Genomic DNA, 17,849 nt, shown 5'->3' with positions numbered 1-17,849 from the left:
GTTCGGCCGCACTCGGATGGTGCGACCGGCGCGGATATGACTACCTATCACGTATGGCTCCTGACCGTCGCAGGTCCGCCCCCCGAGGGCCGGCGTTCCTCACCGCCTTCGTGGTCGCCTCGGCGACCCTCGCGCCCGGCACGGCCCTCGCGGCCGACACCGCGTCCCGGCCCGACCCGCGCCGACCCGCGCCCACGGCGTCCCCGGCACCCCCCGACGGCGCCCACTCGCCCCAGGGCGCGTCCGCGCACAGCCCCGCCTTCGGCGCGTATCTGCACTACGGTCCCGCCGGGGTGAGGCGCATGCAGGAGCTCACCCACTGGCTGGGCGGCCAGGAGCCGCGCGTCGGGCACACCTACCTGCCGGGCGACCTGTGGGACAACATCGAGGGCGCGCACGGCTTCCTCGACAGCTGGGCGAAGTGGCGGCGCGCCAAGGCCGACCGGATGCTCGTGCTGAACGTGCCGATGATGGAACGCAACGAGGAGAACCTCCCGGACGCGGCCGTGCGCGGGCTGCTGCGGCGCGCCGCGTCCGGCGCCTTCGACGAGCACTTCGAGGTGCTGGCCGAGCGGCTGGTCGAACTCGGCGTGCCGGACACGGTCATCGTGCTCGGCTGGGAGATGAACGGCATCACCTACACCCACCGCTGCGGCCCCGACCCGGACAACTGGAAGCGGTACTGGCAACGCATCGTGAAGGTCATGCGCTCCGTCGAGGGACAGAGGTTCCGCTTCGACTTCGCCCCGAGCCGGGGCATGGACGCGATCCCCTGGCCCGAGTGCTACCCCGGCGACGACGTCGTCGACATCATCGGCATGGACGCCTACGACCAGCCGCACGGGCTCGGCTTCGACGAGCAGGTCTCCGAGCCCTACGGCCTGCGGCACCACGTGGACTTCGCGCGCAGGCACGGCAAGCCGATCTCGTATCCCGAGTGGGGCCTGTTCCGCAACGGCGACAACATCAGGTACATGCTGCGCATGCTCGCCTGGATGGACGAGCACAAGCCGCTGTACAACACCATCACCGACTACTGCCCGCACGGTGTGTGGCTGTGCTCCGACAACCCCCGCGCCGCCGCCCTGTACCGCGTGCTGCTGTCCACCCCCTACCTGCCGCGGCCCGAGCCGGGGCCGTCGGTCCCCGCCGAGCCGGACACCGACCCGAAGCCGGCGTCCGACCCGGCGAGGCCGGCCGGCCCTGCCGCCCTGCCCTCCGAGCTGCCGCAGTGCACGCCGGTGGACCTGGAGAAGGGGCTGAAGCAGCGCGTCGGCGACAGCCTCACCGTGTGCCTTCAGCAGGCGCGGAATCGTCGGTGACCGCGTCCCGGCGCAGGATCTTCTTGGCCCGGCGCCGGGCGGCGTCCTCGGCCGCGGCCGCCGCCAGCAGCGGCAGGGTGCGGCGCCGGGCCAGCAGGAAGCGGTGGTTGACGACCGGCTCGGGACACCAGCGGTACTTGTAGGGCTCGTCGCCGCGCAGCAGGCTCAGCGACCGGCGTCCGTCGGTGGCGGCGTGGTCGGCGGACGCGCGCAGCAGCATCGTCGCCACGTCCACCCGGCGCCGCCGCAACTGCGGATCGAAGCCGTACATGTACATCCCCGCCAACGCCCCCGACAGCAGCGTGATGTTGACCGCCACCACCGAGCCGTCGAGCCGGAACTCCGACGTCGCGGCCTCACCGGTCCGCGTCAGCGGAGCCGCCGCCCGCACCAGGTGCTCCAGGAACCGGGGCCGCAGATGCTCGCTCGACACCTTCCGGTCCTCCCACTGCAGCCGGTGCAGTTCCAGGAGCCGGCCGACCGCGGGCCCGGTTTCCTCGGGCTCCACGAAACGCCACTCGACGCCGATCCGGCCGAGCTGGTTGATCTTGCTGCGGATGCGCCGGGCACGCCCCGTCGGCAACCGGCCGACCAGGTCCGCCATGGGCAACGCGGGCAGCTCCAGGCACATCGAGTCGGACACCCGCTGCCGCGGGCCGCGCCAGCACCGGTAGACCCGTTCCATGGCGCCGCCCGGCCGCACCTCGCGGAAGTCGATCAGCGCCGAGCGGGCCAGCTCGCCCAGCGCGCCCGCGAGCGCCGCGGCGGCCGGCTCGGCCACCGCGTCGTCGATGAGCACATCGCACAGGTCGGTGATCGCACCGCCCATCGGCACCAGCGCCGGCAGCGGATGATGCACCCGCATCATCGGGGCCGCCGCCACCAACTCCCCGCCGCTGCGCACCAGGACGAGCCGCAGCCGGCCCGGCGTGCCGTACGACAGCCACCACGAGTGCAGCCAGGCGTGGCTCTGGAACGGCGTCGCCGACGGGGACGCCCGGTACAGGCGCTCCCATTCCCCGGCGAGTTCCGCGAACGCGCGCTCCTCGGTGCACACCTCCACCGAGAGCGCTCGGACGGGCGCCGTCACCCGAGCGTTCCGTGGGTGTCTGCGGCGTTCGCCGGACCGGGCACCGACGCCCGGCCCGTGTCGTCGTCGTCCTCCGTCCGCCGCGGTCGGACCAGCAGCGAGAGCCCGCCCAGCAGTCCGCCGGCGCTCGCGCCGACGAGCGCGGTCAGCGCCGGGGACGCGGACGACGGCTCGGTGGGCCGCGCGGCACGGGACAGGCGCTCCAGCTTGATGCCGGTGTCGTCCTTGGTGTTGTCCGCGTGCGTCAGCAGCGCCCGGGACACGGCGTTGGCGATGTCCACCGCCTGACCGGGGTTCGTCGAGGTCGCCGAGACCGCGACCATCGGCGCGTCCGGGGAGGTCGCGACGTCGACGCTCTCACGCAGCGTGGACGCGGGCACACCCGCCCACACCTGCGCGTCGCCGAGCACCGCGAGCTGCTTGGCCACCCGGCCGTAGGCCTGCGCGAAGCCGAGCGCGTCGGTGCAGTCGGCGTCGGTCCTGCCGTTGGGCACCGCGACGACGGAACTCGTCGCCGTGTACTGCGGTGGCCGCAGCTGGCCGTACGCACCACCGGCGACGACACCGATCAGCGCGCCGGCCGGCAGCCACCACCACGACGGCAGCCGCCTCGTCGGGGTACGGTCGAAGAGCTGGTCACGCCCAGCGGGGTTGTCCGTCATGAGGAACTCACTTCCAGGTTCGAGCCGGACAGAGCGGCCGTGTACAGATCCATCAGCTGTTCAGCGGTGGCCGCGATGTCGTAGCGGCCCACGGCGTCCGGGGCGCTGCGCTCGCCGGGTCCCGCCGCCCGCAGCCGAAGCAGTTCGCGCGCGTACGCCCCGGCGCCGCCCGTGACCCGCCGGGCCCCGGGTGCCGCGCCCGGCGGCAGGTCCTCGACGGCGGGGCAGCTCGCGTACAGCACGGGGAGCCCGGCCGCCAGCGCCTCCACCACGGCAAGCCCGAAGGACTCCTCCGGCGACGGCGAGGCGAGCACGTCCATCGCGGACAGCAGGTCGACCAGGTCGGGTGCCGCGTCCTGGGGGTCGGGCAGGCTCGGCCGCTCGCCCGTCATCAGGACCCGGTTGGAGACGCCCAGGTCCCGAGCGGTGCGCCGCAGCACGTCCTCCTCGGGCCCGCCGCCGACCAGCAACAGCCATACGTCGCCGGGCAGCAGCGCCAGCGCCCGCACCAGCAGGTCGAAGCGCTTGCCCGGGGTCATGCGTCCCACGCCGCCGACGACGAACGCGTCCTCGGGCAGTCCGAGGAACGTGCGGGCCACCTCGCGGCGCGCGGCGTCGTAGCGGAAGCGGGGCGCGTCGATGCCGTTCGGGATGACGCGGATGCGCTGCCCGGGCACGCCCCAGTGCCGCAGCCGCTCGGCCACCGTCGGGGAGACGGCCACCGTGGCGTGGCCGAGGCGCTCGCCGGCCAGGTACAGCCCGCGCACACCCGCGGTGCGCGGCCGGCCCTCCAGCCGGGTCGCGCCGATCGAGTGCTCGGTGGCGACGACGGCCCGGACCTTCGCGAGGCGCGCCGCGACCCGCCCGTACAGGCAGGCCCGGTACAGGTGCGTGTGCACCAGGTCGTAGCCGCCGTCGCGGATCAGCCGGGTCAGCCGGGGGAGGGCCGCCAGGTCGCGGTTGCCGGACATGCCGAGGTGGGTGACACGCACCCCGTCGGCGGTCAGGCCCTCGGCGACCGGGCCAGGGTTCGTCAGCGTCACCACGTCGCACTGCGCGGGCAGGTGCCGCAGCAACAGCCGCAGCTGCTGCTCGGCGCCGCCGACACCGAGGCCGGTGATGACGTGCAGGGCCTTCACACGGACTCCAGTGCGCGGCCGTAGACCCAGGCGAGGCGGCGCTTCAGCTCCAGCCGGATGGAGGAGTCGGCCTCGCCGATGTGGATGCGCGGCAGCGCGAAGTCGCCGGAGCCGGCCGGGCCGGGGGTGATCGCGCAGCCGTAGCGGTACCCGGCGCGGCGCACGGCGTCGACGGCCCGCTCGTCGAGATGCCCGTACGGGTAGCAGAAGCCCTCGACGTCCTCGCCGGTGATGTGGGCGAGCCGGTACCGGCTCTCGGCGACCTCGGCGTGCAGTTCGTCGTCGTGGGCCTTGGTCAGGTCGATGTGGGTCAGCCCGTGCGAGGCGATCTCCATGCCGGCGTCCGCGGCGAAGCGGATGCCGTCCGTGTCGAGCAGGGCCTTGCGCGGGCCGCTCTGTTCCCAGGAGTTCTCGCCGTCGAGCAGCCCCGGCAGCACGAACACGGTCGCCGTGAAGCCCCAGCGGTGCAGCACGGGCAGGGCGGTGGTGACGAAGTCGGTGTACCCGTCGTCGAAGGTGAGCCCCACCAGGCCGCGCTCCAGGCCGAGGGCGCGCGCGTCGAGCAGCTCGCGCACGCTCACGCCGCGCAGGCCGCGGGCGGCCATCCAGGCGAACTGCCGCTCCAGGCGCCCGGGGGTGACGGTGATGTCGTACGGGTCCTCCGGGCAGTTCGAGACGGAGTGGTACATGGCCACCCAGGCGGCGGGCCGCCGCTTCGGGCGTCCCCCGGTGACGGGGGCGGGGAGGGGTTCGGCCGCGGGTGGCGCGGCGGTGATGTCAGCGACCATGGCGGAGCCTTCGTGTGACGGAGCTACGGACGGATTGCGTGACAGGAAGCAGGAGGGAGCGGGCACCGGCCGCGTCGAGGGCCCAGGCCAGCAGCAGGAAGACGGCGGTCACGCACAGACAGCAGGCGGCGACGGCGGCCGCGGGGGAGTCGAACTGCCGCACGCACAGCAGCCCGGCGCCGGTGGCGCAGACGGCCGCCCGCACCGGCCGGGACAGTTCGGCGACGACCCGGCGCACGCACACCGGCACGGCACGCGGCCCCAGGCCCAGCAGCAGGAGCAGCGCGGTGAGGGTGATGCCTGCCGCGTTGGCCGCGGCGATGCCGCGCGCGCCCCACGGGCCCACGGCCCACAGGCTGATCCCGGCGGTCGCGAGCGCCCCCGCGCCCATCGCGCCCAGCGGGAACCAGGTGGTGCGGCCCGTGGAGAAGTACGACCGCACGAGCGCCCCCACCAGCGTCTGGCCGAGCAGCCCGAGCGCGTACACCCGCATGACGGCGGCGGTGGCGGCGGTGTCCTGCGCGGTGAACGCACCCCGCTGGAACAGCAGTTGGACGATCTGCGGCGCCCCGGCGACGACCATGGCGGCACCGACGAGCACCAGGCAGGCCATCAGCGCCAGATCCCGCTCGACCCGTTCCGTCGCCCGCCGTGTGTCGCCCTCGGCGATGGCCCGCGCCACCACCGGGAAGGTGACGACGCACACCATCATCGACAGCGACATCGGCAACTGGGCGACCTTCTGCGCGTAGTTGAGATGCGAGATCGATCCGGCGGGCAGCCCGGAGGCGAAGTACCGCTCGATGAGCACCTGCGACTGCCGGCACAGCGCGAACAGCAGCACGGCGCAGACCAGCCCGAACGCCACGGTCCGGCCGCCGTCCCCCTCGTGCGGGGACGCCGGAACTTGAACCTGGGCCGACTGCTCGGGCCGCCGCGCGATGCGCCGCCACAACGGCGGTGCCTGTACGGCGGCCATCAGGCACCCGCCGATCGCGACACCGAGCGCGGCGGCCTGTACGCCCCAGCGGGCGCCGAGGGCGAACATCGCGGTGATGATGGCGAGGTTGTAGGCGATGTAGATGGCGCCCGGCGCGAGATAGCTGCGATGGGCTCGAAGGGCCGCGCTGAAGTAGCCGGCGATGCCGAAGCTCAGCACGCAGGTCGCGGTGAGCCGGGTGCAGGACACCGCCAGCGACGGGTCGGAGAGGCCGGGCGCGAGGACGGACACCAGCATCGGCGCCCCGGCCGCGAGCAGCGCGGCCGTACCGGCGAGGGCCAGACACAGCCGCGGCAGCGACGAGGAGACCAGCGCCCGCACGGGGTCGGGGGAACCGGACCCCTGGGCCGCCCGACGGGCCAGCGCCACGCTGAACGCCGGCACCAGCACGAACGCCATCCCGTCCTCGATCAGCAGCGTCGACGCCATCTCCGGCACCGTCCAGGCCACCAGGAACGCATCGCTCTCGGCCCCGGCCCCGAACAGATGCGCCAACGCCTGATCCCGCCCGAGCCCGAGCAACGCCCCGGCCATCGACAACGCGGCGGACAAGAGGGTCGCCCGGGCGAGGAAACGCCGGGTGGGGGCGCTGGGGCGGCGGGGGGCCGGGGACCGGGGGGTGGAGGCGGGCGGGGGAGGGGGCTTGACGGCGCGTGGGCGAGGGGCGCCGACCGTGCGATCGGAGTCGTCCTGGAGCGGAGGCAGGCCGTTCGCGCCGGCCGTGAGGTCGGGGAGGTCCTGGACCGGGCGCGGGGTGCGCACCCGGGCACCAGGGGTGTACGCGTCGGCCGGGGAGGTGCGGGCCGCTTCGTCCGCCCTGAAGCCGCCGGCCGGGGTGGCGGCACCGGCGCGGGCGCCGTCGGTTGTCGCCGGACCGGGGGTCATCGTGCCGCCGATCCGGCGGTCGGGGCCGGTTGCGTGGCCGGTGCCTCGGGTGAGGCGGGGGTCAGTCCCCACCACGCCGCCAGGCCGAAGCAGATGGCCGTGAGGACCGTGGAAGGGCCGCCGATGTCGGCGTAGAGGAAGTTGACGAGCTGCCACAGCAGCAGGCCGCAGACCGGCAGCGCGCAGTCCCGGGCGGGGCTCCCGCCGCGCCGCAGCCGGCGCAGGGCGACCACCAGCAGCGCCAGCCAGCTGCCGGCGACCGTGATCAGGCCCAGCATGCCCTGCTCGCTGAGGAGCAGCAGATACATGTTGTGCGGGGACAGCAGCGGCTGGCGCCGGTAGGCCTGGCCCGCCCCCTCCGTGTCACTGCCCGACGACAGCGCGAGCGAGGCATGGCCGTCCCGGTAGGCCGGGAACGCTTTCAGCCCCACACCGACCACCGGGTGCTCGCCCCACATGCCGGCCGCCGCCGCCCACATGGTGTAGCGGTCGATCACCGACTGGTCCGGGGCGTCGGTGACCCGGGTGATGCTGGTCAGCCGCTCCTCCAACGCCGTCGCGCCCACCCCGAGCCCGCCGACCAGCAGCACCGAGGCCGCCACGGCCGCCGCGCACACCTTCGCCGCCCGCCGCACCCCGGCCATCAGCAGCTGAGCCCCGCAGGCCAGCGCCGTGGCGATCCAGGCGCCCCGGCTGAAGGACAGCGCGAGCGGCACCAGCAGCACCAGCACGCACCCGGTCGCCACGAGCTGCTGCCGCCGGTCGCGCGCCGCGAGCGCGAGCCCGGTCGCGGCGACCATGCCGAGCGCGACGACGGTGGCCATGCCCATCACGTCGGACGGCCCGAACGTGCCCACCGCCCGGATGAACGCCCCCTGATACGACGCTCCGGTCCCGGTGAGGTACTGCTTGACGCCGATCGCCCCCTGCCACAGGGCGAGCCCGACCAGCGACCACATCAGCAGCCGGGCTCCCCGCCGGTCGCGCACCAGCACCATCACGGCGAGCGGGATGAGCACGAACACCTGGAGGTACCGGGCCAGTCCGGTGACCGCGTCGGCGGCGGTCGTGGCACCCGCCGCGGCGACCGCGATGCCCACCACCGGCAGCCCGAACACGATCGCCGCGGTCCGCGTCAGCGGTCGCCGCGCCCGCAGCACGGTGTCGACCACGGCCCACAGCACGACGAGCGCGGAGGCCGCGTCGGCGGGAGTCGCGGAGCCGCTCGGCACGACCGGCAGCCCCAGCAGGACGACGACCGCCACGACCGGCAGCACGGACAGGACGGGCCGCAGGGAGCGGACCCGGCGCCGCGCCGAGGGCGGCAGCGCGGGTGCGGGCCGGACCTTGACCGTCGTAGAAGTGCTCACCGTGGCTCAGCTCCCCGTCGGCCGTACGAACTGGGCCGCCGTGCGCAGCAGGATGCAGATGTCCTGCCACAGCGACCAGTTGTCGATGTAGGCGTTGTCGTAGCGGCACCGGTCCTCGATCGAGGTGTCCCCGCGCAGACCGTGTACCTGCGCCAGGCCGGTGATCCCCGTCCGCATCCGGTGCCGCGCCGGATAGCCGGGATGGGCCTGGCTGAACTCGGCGACGAAGAAGGGCCGTTCGGGCCGCGGCCCGACCAGGCTCATGTCGCCGCGGAAGACGTTCCACAGCTGGAGCAGCTCGTCCAGCGAGGTACGGCGCAGGAAGTGGCAGAAGCGGCTCATGTCCTGCTGGTCGGCCACGCTCCAGCGGGTCGCCGCCTCGTGCGCGCTCGCGGGCCGGTGGGTGCGCAGCTTCAGCATCGTGAACGGCCGCCCGTCCTTGCCGATCCGCTCCTGCCGGAACACCACACCCGGCCCGTCCATGACCCGCAGCACGAGCGCACAGGTCAGCAGGACCGGCGCGACCAGCACCAGCAGCGCACCGGACAGCAGCACGTCGAGCGCCCGCTTGCCCGCGCTGCCGTGCCGCCGCGCACCCTGCGGCCGCAGCAACCGGCCGGAGAATCCCGCCAGATGACCCGCCCGTGCCCGGTGCCCGCTCACGCCGTACGACGGCGGATCGGCGTCCAGCTCCCACAGCGCGCACCCGTGCCCGGCCAGCGCCCGCAGTACGGCCGCCTTCTCCACCCGGGTCGCGGCTCCCACCACGAGGACCGTGCGCACGCCGTTCCGGACGAGCGCCCGCCGCGCCTCCAGCGCGGTCGTCAGCACCGGCAGCCCGAGCTCGTCGTCGGCCTCGCCGAGTACGTCCGGGTCGTCGGCGACCAGGCCGACCGGCCTTACGCCGCAGTCCGGTTGGCGCAGCAGCGCGGCCGACACCCGCCGCGTCGCCGCGAGCGGGCCGACCACCAGCGCCGGACCGGGCCGCCGCCGCAACGCGCGGCGCCGCAGCCCGTGCACCGCCGCGCGCCCCGCGACGGCCGCCGCGCAGTGCACCGCGGCCCCTCCGGCCAGCACGGCCAACGGGACGGACCGCAGGGGGGAGAGCGCCACCACGGCGGCCCAGCCCACGGCGATCCGGGCGCAGACGGCGGGCAGTTCGTCGAGCACGCCGGTGACGGCGGAGGTGTCGTAGAGGGACGCCCGCCGGTTCAGGCACAGCACACCGAGCGCGAGCAGGGCGACGACCAGCGGATATCTGTGCGGCGCCGGCAGCACCAGGGCCCCCAGCAGGGCCGCGCCCCCGTCGACGAGCCACAGCGTCGTCCGCAGGCTCCGGGCGGCCGGGCGTGGACGGCGGGCGCCCCGCCCGGCACCGCCCCGGCGTCCGGCGGCCTGGCCGCGGGGGGCGAGGACGGAGACGGCGCCCCCGGGGACCTGCGGCCCCGCAGGCGAGGCGACAGTACTTTCCGCGGTCATGTGGTCATGCACTTTCTGCCCTCGTCGGATCCGGACATCTGCGCGGCGGTGAGGCCGAGCAGCTCGCGGTACACGTCGGTCACCGCGTCCGTGGTCTGGCGCAGATCGTGCGCGCGCAGCACGTGCGAGCGGCCCTGAGCGCCGAGCGCCGAGCGCAGCGGCTCGTCCCGCAGCAGCGTCGTGAGCGCCCGCGCCAGCGCACCGGGGTCCTCCGGCGGCACCAGGCAGTCCGGCCGATGGGCGGCCGGCAGACTCTCGGCGGCCCCGTCCACGTCCGTGACGACGACCGGCCGCCCGCACGCCATGGCCTCCAGCGGGGCGAGCGCCATCCCCTCCCAGCGGGACGGCAGGACCACGACATCGGCGGCCCGGTACCAGCCGGCGACGTCCGGCGTCCCGCCGGCGAACCGCACGGACGCGGGCGCCGCCGCGCGCAGCCGTCCGGCGTCCGGGCCGTCACCCACGAGCACCAGCCGTGCCCCGGGGACCTGCCGCTCGACCTCGGGCCAGGCCCGCAGGAGCACGTCCTGACCCTTCTGGCGGCACAGCCGTCCCACGCACACCACGAGCGGACTCGCCCCGGAGCGCGCGCTCTCCCCTTCCGGCCGGAAGCGGTCGGTGTCGACGCCGTTGGGGACCACCTGCCAGCGGGCGGAGATCCCGGCCCGGTAGCCGGTACGCCGCTCGGCCTCGCTCACGCACAGCACCCGTTTCGCCCAGCGCGCCCCGAACCGCTCCCAGGCCAGCGCCGCCCGGGCGACGGCTCCGTCGGCGGCCTCGAACGACCAGGCGTGCGGCTGGAAGACGGTGGGCAGGGCGCCGCGCACCGCGAGCCTCGCCGCGAGCCCGGCCTTCGCGCTGTGCGCGTGCACCAGGTCCGGCCGCACGTCCCGCACCAGCCGCGACAGCCGCCGTACCTCACCCGGGAGCCGGAGCCCCGGGGAGCGGGTGGCGTCCCAGCGCACGACCCGGCAGCCCAGCGCACGTGCGTCGTACGCCAGCGTGCCGCCTCTCGGACAGACCACGGTCACCCGCAGCCCCGTGGCGAGTTGTGCCGCGGCCAGGTCCGTCACGACCCGCGCGACACCCCCCTCGACGGGCTGGGCGACATGCAGGATGTGCGGCGCGATGCGCATGACCGAAGCTGCCCTTCCGAAGAAATGAGTCCGAACCAGTAACACGATGTGTGGCTCGCGTTCCCGATATAAGATCCCGCGCCTGTTCGAGAGGGTCTGCGCTTCAACCGGCTTCGTGGGTTCAGCAGATAAGCAGTACCAGCCACTTATCCATATTTATCTTCTATCCGGTCAACAGTGTTGGAGCGGCAGCGTTTTGCGGGTTGATTCCCGCGCGGGACCACCCATTCGGAGTCGTCGCCCGGTGTGGTTTTCAGAATGGTCTGTTCGGAGTGGTGAGCGGTTGCGGGCGCGCCGTGCCGGTTTAACGGTGATCGCACGATCCGAAAACTCACTTCGAGGTGGACTCCATGCCTTCGACGAACACCCGGCACTTCGCCATATCCGCCCTGTGCGCGGCCCTCCTGCTGGGCACGGCGGCCGCACCCGCCCTCGCCGCCCCACCGGACTCCGGGCGCTCGGCCGTCCGAAGTCAGAACCCGGCCCTGGCCGGTCTCGGCACCGCGCTGACCCCGGTGACGCACCTTCTGAACACCGCGGTCTACGCCGACGACGACCCGCTCACCGAGGCGGAGGCGAAGGAACTCGCGGACGCGGTCGCCGAGGCCCAGAAGGAGATCGACGCCGCCCTGAAGGAGGCCGAGCAGGCCCGCAAGGAGGCCGACCAGGCCAGGAAGGACGCCCTCGCCGAGGCCCAGAAGGAGATCGACGCGGCCCTGAAGGAGGTCGCGGCGGCCAAGAAGGAGGCGCTCGCCGAGGCGGCGGCGGCAACCGAGGAGGCCGCGGCGGAGACGGCGACCGAGGCCACGACCGAGACGGCGACCGGGACATCAACCGGTACGTCGACGACGGAGACCACTGAGACGGCCTCCCAGACGACGAACCTCACCTCGGACGCTCTCGGCGCCCTCGGCGAGACGCTCAGTTCCCTGCTGAGCGCGCTCACCTCCCTCGGCTCCCAGGAAGAGGTGGACACCAGCGCCGACAACGTGCTCAAGTCCCTCGTGAACGTCAAGGTCGCCACGCAGCTCGACCGCGAACTGCCCGCCGCCTGAACCCTCCGACCCGTTGTGCCGGCCATTGCCGGCGCAACGGGTCTTTTCGTATGAGTTCCTGGAACTTGAGAGCGCGGAGTTTCCCGGGAGGTCCCCCTCTCGTTAGCCCGGGAGAACGAGGACCGGTTTTACCTGGAAAGGACCACGATGAAGAACCTGAAGGCTGCTGCCGTTGTCGCCGGCTCGATTGCCATTGCCGGCGCCGCTGTCCCCGCCTCCGCGGTGGACATGTCGGGGCAGGGCCTCGTCGACAACGGTAAGACGGTCGCCCGTAGCCTCCCCACCGCCGCCAAGCTGCCGACCGGCTACGTCGGCAACAACGTGAAGCGTACGGCGGACAAGGTGAAGACCGGCGTGAAGGACTCGGGCATGGTGAAGACCCCCGTCTTCGGCGGCGCGCTGCCGAACCCCGTCGACGGCCAGCTGCTCGGTGGACTTCCGCTCAACAGGTGAGTTCGCGGCCCAACGGCTCGCGCTCGGGGCCGGCTCCGTATCTCTCGGAGCCGGCCCTTCGGCATGTCCGGCCCGAGGGATATGACGGAGTGTGATTTTCGGCGGCCCCATTGGGCCGAACGGACGACTCCGGGTGACCGCGGGTGAGGTGGCCGCGTTGGTCCGTGTGAATGGGCGCTCTTTCCTCCTTGCCGGCGCTCTCGATATGTCTGTGGGCCCTGTCCGCTCTCCGAGACGGACAGGGCCCATTGGCTTTGCCCGGCGCACCGTGCACGAACACGGAGAACGCCGATGGCGGCCCACCGGAACTCCGGGGGCCGCCATCGAGTGAAGGACTGATCAGAACAGCAGGCCGCCGATGTACGGGGACTTCTGCTGCTGGTCGACCTTGCCGGTGTTGCACGCGGCGTAGTGCGAGTTGGGCGCGATGGTGGCGGCCAGGACGGCGCCGTTCGACCACGGGGCGATGCAGCGGCCGTCGATGACAGCACCGTTGACGATGGCAAGGCCCTGCTGCGGGTCGTTGACGACGACGGGGGACCCCGAGAAGCCGCTACCGCCCTTGACGGTGGTGGTGTCGGTGTCGGCCGCGGCGGCGCCACCGGTCGCGAGGACGATGCCTGCGGCAATGGCGGAGACAGCCATAACCTTATTGCGCATGAGTTGAGCCTTTCCGGGCTGCGATGGGGGGTTTACCTGCCTCGAATTGCTCGAAGCAGGAGTCAGAACAGCAGTCCGCCCTTGTAGACGGCCTTCTGCGACTGGTCGACCTTGCCGGTGTTGCACGCGGCGTAGTGCGAGTTCGGCGCGGCCACGCCGGCCAGCACGGCTCCGTCGGACCAGGGGGCGACACAGCGGAGGTCGGCCACGGTGCCATTGACGATCACAAGGCCCTGCTGGGGCGCGTTCACGACGACCGGGGACGTCGAGAAGCCGCTGCCACCCTCGACCCGGGTGACCGTGGTGTCGGCCGCGGCGGTACCGCCGGCCGCGAGGGCGATGCCTGCTGCGAGGGCGGAGATAGCCGTAACCTTGTTACGCATGGGTTTGCGCCTTTCGGGGCTGCGTTGGGGGATTCACCTGCTGCTAATCGCTCGGCGCGGTGCTCAGAACAGGAGGCCCGCGACGTACGGGGACTTCTGCTGCTGGTCGACCTTCTCCGTGTTGCAGGCGGCGTAGTGCGAGTTCGGCGCCGCGACGCCACCGAGAACCGCTCCGTTGGACCACGGGGCGATGCAGCGGCCGTCGATGACGGTGCCGTTGACGACGAGGACACCCTGCTGCGGCTCGTTCACGACGACCGGGCCGGACGAGAAGCCGCTACCGCCCTTGACGGTCGTGGTGGTGCCGCTGGTGCTGGTGCCGTTGCCACCGTTGCCGTAGCCGCCCGCGGAGGCGACGCCGGCGGCGCTGACGACGGTGCTGAGGGCGAGGGCCGTGATGACCGCGAACTTCTTGGACAACTCGGTTCCTTCCTGAATTCACGGTTGCGCACGCTTACGAAAAGGAAACCCGTATATGCATGCATAAGTCACGGCGGGAACATTCAAACATGGGTAGATTCCATCGGATGGCGCAACGCGGTGTGCCAAGCGGCGGACCAGGCTTTCTGTTCATTCCCTGAGCGGGCTCCGGGAATATGCCCCGGGTGCCGCCGAATACATTCAGGAACGGGCGCTGACATGCGTCCGGCCCACCGGCGAGGGGAGGGCCGGTGGGCCGGACGATGGTTCACGGGTGCCGGTGGGCTCGTGTGCCCGCCGTGCGCGGATCTGGAACTGCGGGTCCGGATCCAGCGCCCGGGTCTGCCGACGGTTTCCGACCGCCGAGAACCGGATCAGAGATGTGGAATTCCGGGTCCGGCTTTCGCCGGTACTGCCGACTCGTAAGGATGCCGGGCCGTCACTTGCCGGGGAGCAGGGTGCCGAGACCGGCGGCGGTCGGCGCCTTCAGCGGGCGGACCTGCACGGAGCCGCTGCCGGCCGGGTTCTTCACCGGAATAGTGGGCTTCTTGGCCGCGCCCGGGTCCATGCCGTCCAGGTAGACGCCGGACATCGGGCTCGTGCTGTTCTTGTCGAAAGCGGTGCCCTTGGCGACCCCGCCGTCACGGGCCAGCCGCGTCACCGTGTCGGCGGCCGGCACGACCGCCGGGGTCACCTTGGTCGGGGACATGAGCCCGAGCGGGCTGCTGGGAAGCCCCGAACCGCCTCCGACAGCGGCCGACGCCGCGACAGCGGAACCGCCCACAAGACCCGCACCGATCGCCAACGCCGCAGTGGTGAAAACTGCCTTCTTCATGATTCACCTCGCTTGAAAGTACCTCTGATCCGACGGTTGGAGAACATAGCAGTCCATCGCCACTGCAAAAGCGACGCGTTACTCCATACGCATGAAAGTCGGCGAGGTGAAGAATGCAATGCGCAGCGGCATTCGGAGGGATTGGCATCTGGTCCGTGGAGTAATTCATCCTATGGTGCTTCCGGATCGGCAGGACGACCTGCATGATCGGAAATATGAAATTCAGCGCTCTCCTCGACATGTTCACAGGCGGAGATAAATTTACCTCGCCCCGGACCCCGCCCCGGACCCCGCCCCGGACCCCGCCGGGATCGCTCGTCTGGGCGGAGGAGTTCGACGCGCCCATCGCCTGGGGCGCCCGCTGGGTCGGCGATCGCACCAGCGCGTTCCGCTACTGCGACCACAACCCGGACGACAACAAGCTCGACTGGCTCGACCCCGGCTGTGTGACCGTCTCGGACGGCGTGGCCACCTTCACCGCCACCCCCGACGGCCGCACCCTCGAGAACGGCCGGCCGGCCTGGCGCACCGGGCTGCTCACCACCGAGTACTCCGACGAGGCATTCCGGGTGCGCACCGGCGACCTCGTCGAGACCCGCGTCCGGCTCCCCTCGGGAATGGGGGCCTGGCCCGCGCTGTGGACCTGGAAGGACGGCGAGAACGAGGTCGACAGCTTTGAGTACCACCCGGACAACCCGCATCTGCTGGAGCTGTCCAACCACGTCAACTGCGCGGCGACGTACTTCACCGACGCGGACGCGGTCGCCCCCGGCCGCTGGGTGACCATCGGCACCCGCTACGGCGCACGGTGCGTCGAGTGGTTCGTCAACGGCGAGTGCGTCTTCGCCGACGACACGGGCGTCGGCCACCACTGGTCGGCGTATCCGATCCTGAACCTGTCGCTGAGCGCCGGCGAGCATCACCCGGCGCCCTGCGGCCCGGACCCGATCACCTTCGACGTCGACCATCTGCGGGTCTACCGCTGACCGCGCCCCCGGGATCCCCCGTTCGGGCGGCGGGCCCGAGGGTTGTCGGCCGGTCGGGTGCGAGCGTGCCGGAAGCCGCCGCGGGCCGTCGATAAGGTCGCGCGGTGGTCCCTAACTCACGTGCCGGCAGCGGCCGGGCGTTCGCCCTGCTGGTGGTGATCTGCGGGGCGGCCGGACTGGTGGCCTCCTGGGTCATCACCCTCGACAAGTTCAAGCTGCTGGAGGACCCCGACTTCACCCCGGGGTGCAGTCTGAACCCGGTGGTGTCCTGCGGCAGCGTGATGGAGAGCGACCAGGCCGAGGCCTTCGGGTTCCCCAATCCCATGCTCGGTCTGGTGGCCTACGGCATCGTGATCTGCGTCGGGGTGAGCCTGCTGGCCGGGGTCACCTTCCCGCGCTGGTACTGGCTGACCTTCGCGGCCGGCTGCCTGTTCGGGGTCGGGTTCGTCTCCTGGCTCCAGTTCGAGTCCCTGTACCGGATCAACGCCCTGTGCCTGTGGTGCTGTCTGGCCTGGCTGGGGACGATCCCGCTGTTCTGGTACGTGACGTCCCTCGTCGTACGGGCCGGCTTCCTGCCCGCGCCGCGTCCGGTGCGGGCGTTCTTCGAGGAGTTCACGTGGGTGCTGCCGGTGCTGCACATCGGCATCGTCGGCATGCTGATCCTGACCCGTTGGTGGGATTTCTGGACAAGCTGACTATTGCTGCACCCGGGGCGACACGGCCGTACGGACGCCTCGGTGCTGACGGCTCGGAGCCCGGAACTGCTACTCGTACGAACACCGAACCGTACGAGGAGTGAGCGATGGCCGTCAGCGCAGGTGGGGTTTCGGTGGGCGGGGTCCCCGGCTCGGACGCCCCCGGGGGCAGCGGGTCACGGACATGGACGCGGCGGGAGGCGGCGCGGCTGCTGCTGGCCTCGTCCGCACTGGCTCTGGCCCCCGTCATCAGCGCCTCCCGGCCCTCCCGGTCCGCCGACCGGCCGCCCGGTGGCGGTTCCTTCGACGAGACCTATCGGGGTCGCCGTATCCAGGGCAGTCCGGTCTCCCACGGCGGCCTCAGCGCCCTCGACGTCGCCTGGCACGTCACGGTGGACGGCCAGCCGCTGCATCTGATGCGCCGGGCCGACGGCACCTGGCTGAGCATGGTCGACCACTACAGCTGGTACGGGACCCCGCTGGAGGCGACCCGTGCGGCCGTCGACGAGCTCGGGCCCCGCGAGCAGCTGCGTCATCTGGCTCCCGGGCCGTTCGGCGACGGTCACCCGCACGGGGAGGCGCAGCATGGTGTACGTGCGTAAGAACGTGAGCAGGCTGACCCGCACCGAGCGTCGGCGGTTCATCGAGGCGATGCTGATGGTCAAGCGGCGGGGCGAGTACGACGAGTTCGTACGGCTGCACATCGCGCACTTCGTCGGGGACGGCGACCGGGGCCTGCGCGCCGCGCACATGACGCCCTCCTTCCTGCCCTGGCACCGCATGTTCCTGCTGGACCTGGAGGAGGCGCTGCGCCGCTTCGACGACTCGGTGACGGTGCCGTACTGGGACTGGACGAAGGACCGCGGGACCAACTCGACGCCCTGGACCGACGATCTGCTGGGCGGCAACGGGCGGCCCGGTGACCGGCGGGTGATGACAGGGCCGTTCGCCCGGGGGACGGGCAACTGGACCATCAGGGCGAGCGTCACCGCCGGCGACTTCCTCACCCGGGACCTGGGCCGCTCCCGCAGCCCGATCGGCCTGCCCACCAAGGACGATCTGAAGCAGGCGCTGGACGACCCCGTCTACGACGTCGAGCCCTGGAACTCGACGGTGAGCAGGGGCTTCCGCAACAAGCTGGAGGGGTGGGGCCGGGGCCCGGAGTCGTGGCGCAACCACAACCGGGTGCATCGCTGGGTCGGGGGTGCCATGCTCGGCGGGGCCTCCGTCAACGACCCCGTGTTCTGGCTGCACCACGCCTTCCTGGACATGCAGTGGACCCGCTGGCAGCAGCGCCATCGCAACCACCGCTACCTGCCGGACAGGCCGCCAGGCCGCGGCAGCGTCCAGTACCGGCGGATCGTCGCCCGCCACGAGCGGCTGCCACCGTGGGACGTGACGCCGGACGACCTGGAGGACGTGTCCCGGATCTACCGGTACGCGTAGTAAAAAATCGCTCCTCGACCGGCGCCCCGGTCGAATAGCCTCCGC

Annotated in this window: 19 protein-coding genes; 7 read left to right on the top strand and 12 right to left on the bottom strand. The window is 72.4% G+C overall.

Going from position 1 to position 17,849, the window contains the following annotated elements; all coding sequences use genetic code 11:
* Positions 1-53 precede the first annotated feature (53 nt).
* Entirely contained in the window at positions 54-1,322 is a 1,269-nt protein-coding gene (locus PGH47_RS15560; RefSeq protein ID WP_271663935.1) for a glycoside hydrolase family 26 protein, read from the top strand.
* Here PGH47_RS15560 and PGH47_RS15555 read toward each other — a convergent pair.
* From PGH47_RS15555 to PGH47_RS15520, 8 genes are read right to left on the bottom strand one after another with little or no spacing between them, the layout of a single operon-like run.
* Positions 1,285-2,412: a GNAT family N-acetyltransferase gene (locus tag PGH47_RS15555; protein ID WP_271663934.1), complete on the bottom strand. Its 1,128-nt coding sequence runs from the start codon at positions 2,410-2,412 to the stop codon at positions 1,285-1,287. The genes PGH47_RS15560 and PGH47_RS15555 overlap by 38 nt on opposite strands.
* Positions 2,409-3,074 carry a lipopolysaccharide biosynthesis protein gene (locus tag PGH47_RS15550; RefSeq protein ID WP_093746095.1) on the bottom strand — a complete coding sequence of 222 codons (666 nt, stop codon included), beginning with the start codon at positions 3,072-3,074 and terminating at the stop codon, positions 2,409-2,411. The genes PGH47_RS15555 and PGH47_RS15550 overlap by 4 nt, the downstream gene beginning before the upstream one ends.
* Entirely contained in the window at positions 3,071-4,213 is a 1,143-nt protein-coding gene (locus PGH47_RS15545; protein WP_271663933.1) for a glycosyltransferase, read from the bottom strand. Before PGH47_RS15545 ends, PGH47_RS15550 begins: the two co-directional genes overlap by 4 nt.
* Positions 4,210-5,001 carry a polysaccharide deacetylase family protein gene (locus tag PGH47_RS15540; protein WP_271663932.1) on the bottom strand — a complete coding sequence of 264 codons (792 nt, stop codon included), beginning with the start codon at positions 4,999-5,001 and terminating at the stop codon, positions 4,210-4,212. Before PGH47_RS15540 ends, PGH47_RS15545 begins: the two co-directional genes overlap by 4 nt.
* Positions 4,991-6,961, bottom strand: a complete 1,971-nt coding sequence (locus tag PGH47_RS15535; protein WP_271663931.1) for a lipid II flippase MurJ — start codon at positions 6,959-6,961, stop codon at positions 4,991-4,993. Before PGH47_RS15535 ends, PGH47_RS15540 begins: the two co-directional genes overlap by 11 nt.
* Complete coding sequence (locus tag PGH47_RS15530) at positions 6,883-8,256, bottom strand: O-antigen ligase family protein (protein ID WP_443048498.1); 1,374 nt, start codon at positions 8,254-8,256, stop codon at positions 6,883-6,885. Before PGH47_RS15530 ends, PGH47_RS15535 begins: the two co-directional genes overlap by 79 nt.
* A gap of 6 nt (positions 8,257-8,262) precedes the next feature.
* Positions 8,263-9,735: an exopolysaccharide biosynthesis polyprenyl glycosylphosphotransferase gene (locus PGH47_RS15525; RefSeq protein ID WP_271663930.1), complete on the bottom strand. Its 1,473-nt coding sequence runs from the start codon at positions 9,733-9,735 to the stop codon at positions 8,263-8,265.
* Positions 9,732-10,871, bottom strand: a complete 1,140-nt coding sequence (locus tag PGH47_RS15520; RefSeq protein WP_271663929.1) for a glycosyltransferase family 4 protein — start codon at positions 10,869-10,871, stop codon at positions 9,732-9,734. Before PGH47_RS15520 ends, PGH47_RS15525 begins: the two co-directional genes overlap by 4 nt.
* A gap of 350 nt (positions 10,872-11,221) precedes the next feature.
* On the opposite strand from PGH47_RS15520, the gene PGH47_RS15515 reads away from it, so the two are divergent.
* A complete protein-coding gene (locus PGH47_RS15515; RefSeq protein WP_271663928.1) occupies positions 11,222-11,926 on the top strand; it encodes a hypothetical protein in 705 nt (234 codons plus the stop codon).
* A 147-nt stretch (positions 11,927-12,073) separates the two neighbouring features.
* Positions 12,074-12,379: a hypothetical protein gene (locus PGH47_RS15510; protein ID WP_125527654.1), complete on the top strand. Its 306-nt coding sequence runs from the start codon at positions 12,074-12,076 to the stop codon at positions 12,377-12,379.
* A 339-nt stretch (positions 12,380-12,718) separates the two neighbouring features.
* On the opposite strand, the gene PGH47_RS15505 is transcribed toward PGH47_RS15510, so the two are convergent.
* The 4 genes from PGH47_RS15505 to PGH47_RS15490 all read right to left on the bottom strand — a co-directional run bounded on the left by PGH47_RS15505 (position 12,719) and on the right by PGH47_RS15490 (position 14,677).
* Complete coding sequence (locus PGH47_RS15505) at positions 12,719-13,039, bottom strand: hypothetical protein (RefSeq protein WP_107905497.1); 321 nt, start codon at positions 13,037-13,039, stop codon at positions 12,719-12,721.
* Positions 13,040-13,101: 62 nt separating this feature from the next.
* Positions 13,102-13,422 (bottom strand): hypothetical protein, encoded by a 321-nt coding sequence (locus tag PGH47_RS15500; protein WP_107905496.1) that lies wholly within the window; start codon positions 13,420-13,422, stop codon positions 13,102-13,104.
* A gap of 63 nt (positions 13,423-13,485) precedes the next feature.
* Positions 13,486-13,842 carry a hypothetical protein gene (locus PGH47_RS15495; protein WP_271663927.1) on the bottom strand — a complete coding sequence of 119 codons (357 nt, stop codon included), beginning with the start codon at positions 13,840-13,842 and terminating at the stop codon, positions 13,486-13,488.
* A gap of 439 nt (positions 13,843-14,281) precedes the next feature.
* A complete protein-coding gene (locus PGH47_RS15490) occupies positions 14,282-14,677 on the bottom strand; it encodes a hypothetical protein (RefSeq protein ID WP_271663926.1) in 396 nt (131 codons plus the stop codon).
* Between the two features lie 215 nt (positions 14,678-14,892).
* Between PGH47_RS15490 and PGH47_RS15485 the strand changes: the two genes are divergently transcribed.
* The 4 genes from PGH47_RS15485 (at position 14,893) to PGH47_RS15470 (ending at position 17,804) form a co-directional block, all read left to right on the top strand.
* Positions 14,893-15,663: a beta-glucanase gene (locus tag PGH47_RS15485; RefSeq protein WP_271663925.1), complete on the top strand. Its 771-nt coding sequence runs from the start codon at positions 14,893-14,895 to the stop codon at positions 15,661-15,663.
* Positions 15,664-15,767: 104 nt separating this feature from the next.
* On the top strand, positions 15,768-16,358 hold the full coding sequence (locus tag PGH47_RS15480) for a vitamin K epoxide reductase family protein (protein ID WP_030949930.1): 591 nt from the start codon (positions 15,768-15,770) through the stop codon (positions 16,356-16,358).
* A 107-nt stretch (positions 16,359-16,465) separates the two neighbouring features.
* Positions 16,466-16,960 carry a tyrosinase family oxidase copper chaperone gene (locus PGH47_RS15475; RefSeq protein WP_271663924.1) on the top strand — a complete coding sequence of 165 codons (495 nt, stop codon included), beginning with the start codon at positions 16,466-16,468 and terminating at the stop codon, positions 16,958-16,960.
* Positions 16,944-17,804 carry a tyrosinase family protein gene (locus PGH47_RS15470; RefSeq protein ID WP_271663923.1) on the top strand — a complete coding sequence of 287 codons (861 nt, stop codon included), beginning with the start codon at positions 16,944-16,946 and terminating at the stop codon, positions 17,802-17,804. Before PGH47_RS15475 ends, PGH47_RS15470 begins: the two co-directional genes overlap by 17 nt.
* The last annotated feature ends 45 nt before the right edge of the window (positions 17,805-17,849 follow it).

Origin of the sequence: Streptomyces sp. HUAS 31 (assembly GCF_028198125.1) — a bacterium.
In the GTDB taxonomy this organism is placed as follows: Bacteria; Actinomycetota; Actinomycetes; order Streptomycetales; family Streptomycetaceae; genus Streptomyces; species Streptomyces chartreusis.
The sequence above is the reverse complement of the archived record's forward strand: the minus strand, read 5'-3'. Positions and strand labels throughout refer to the sequence as shown.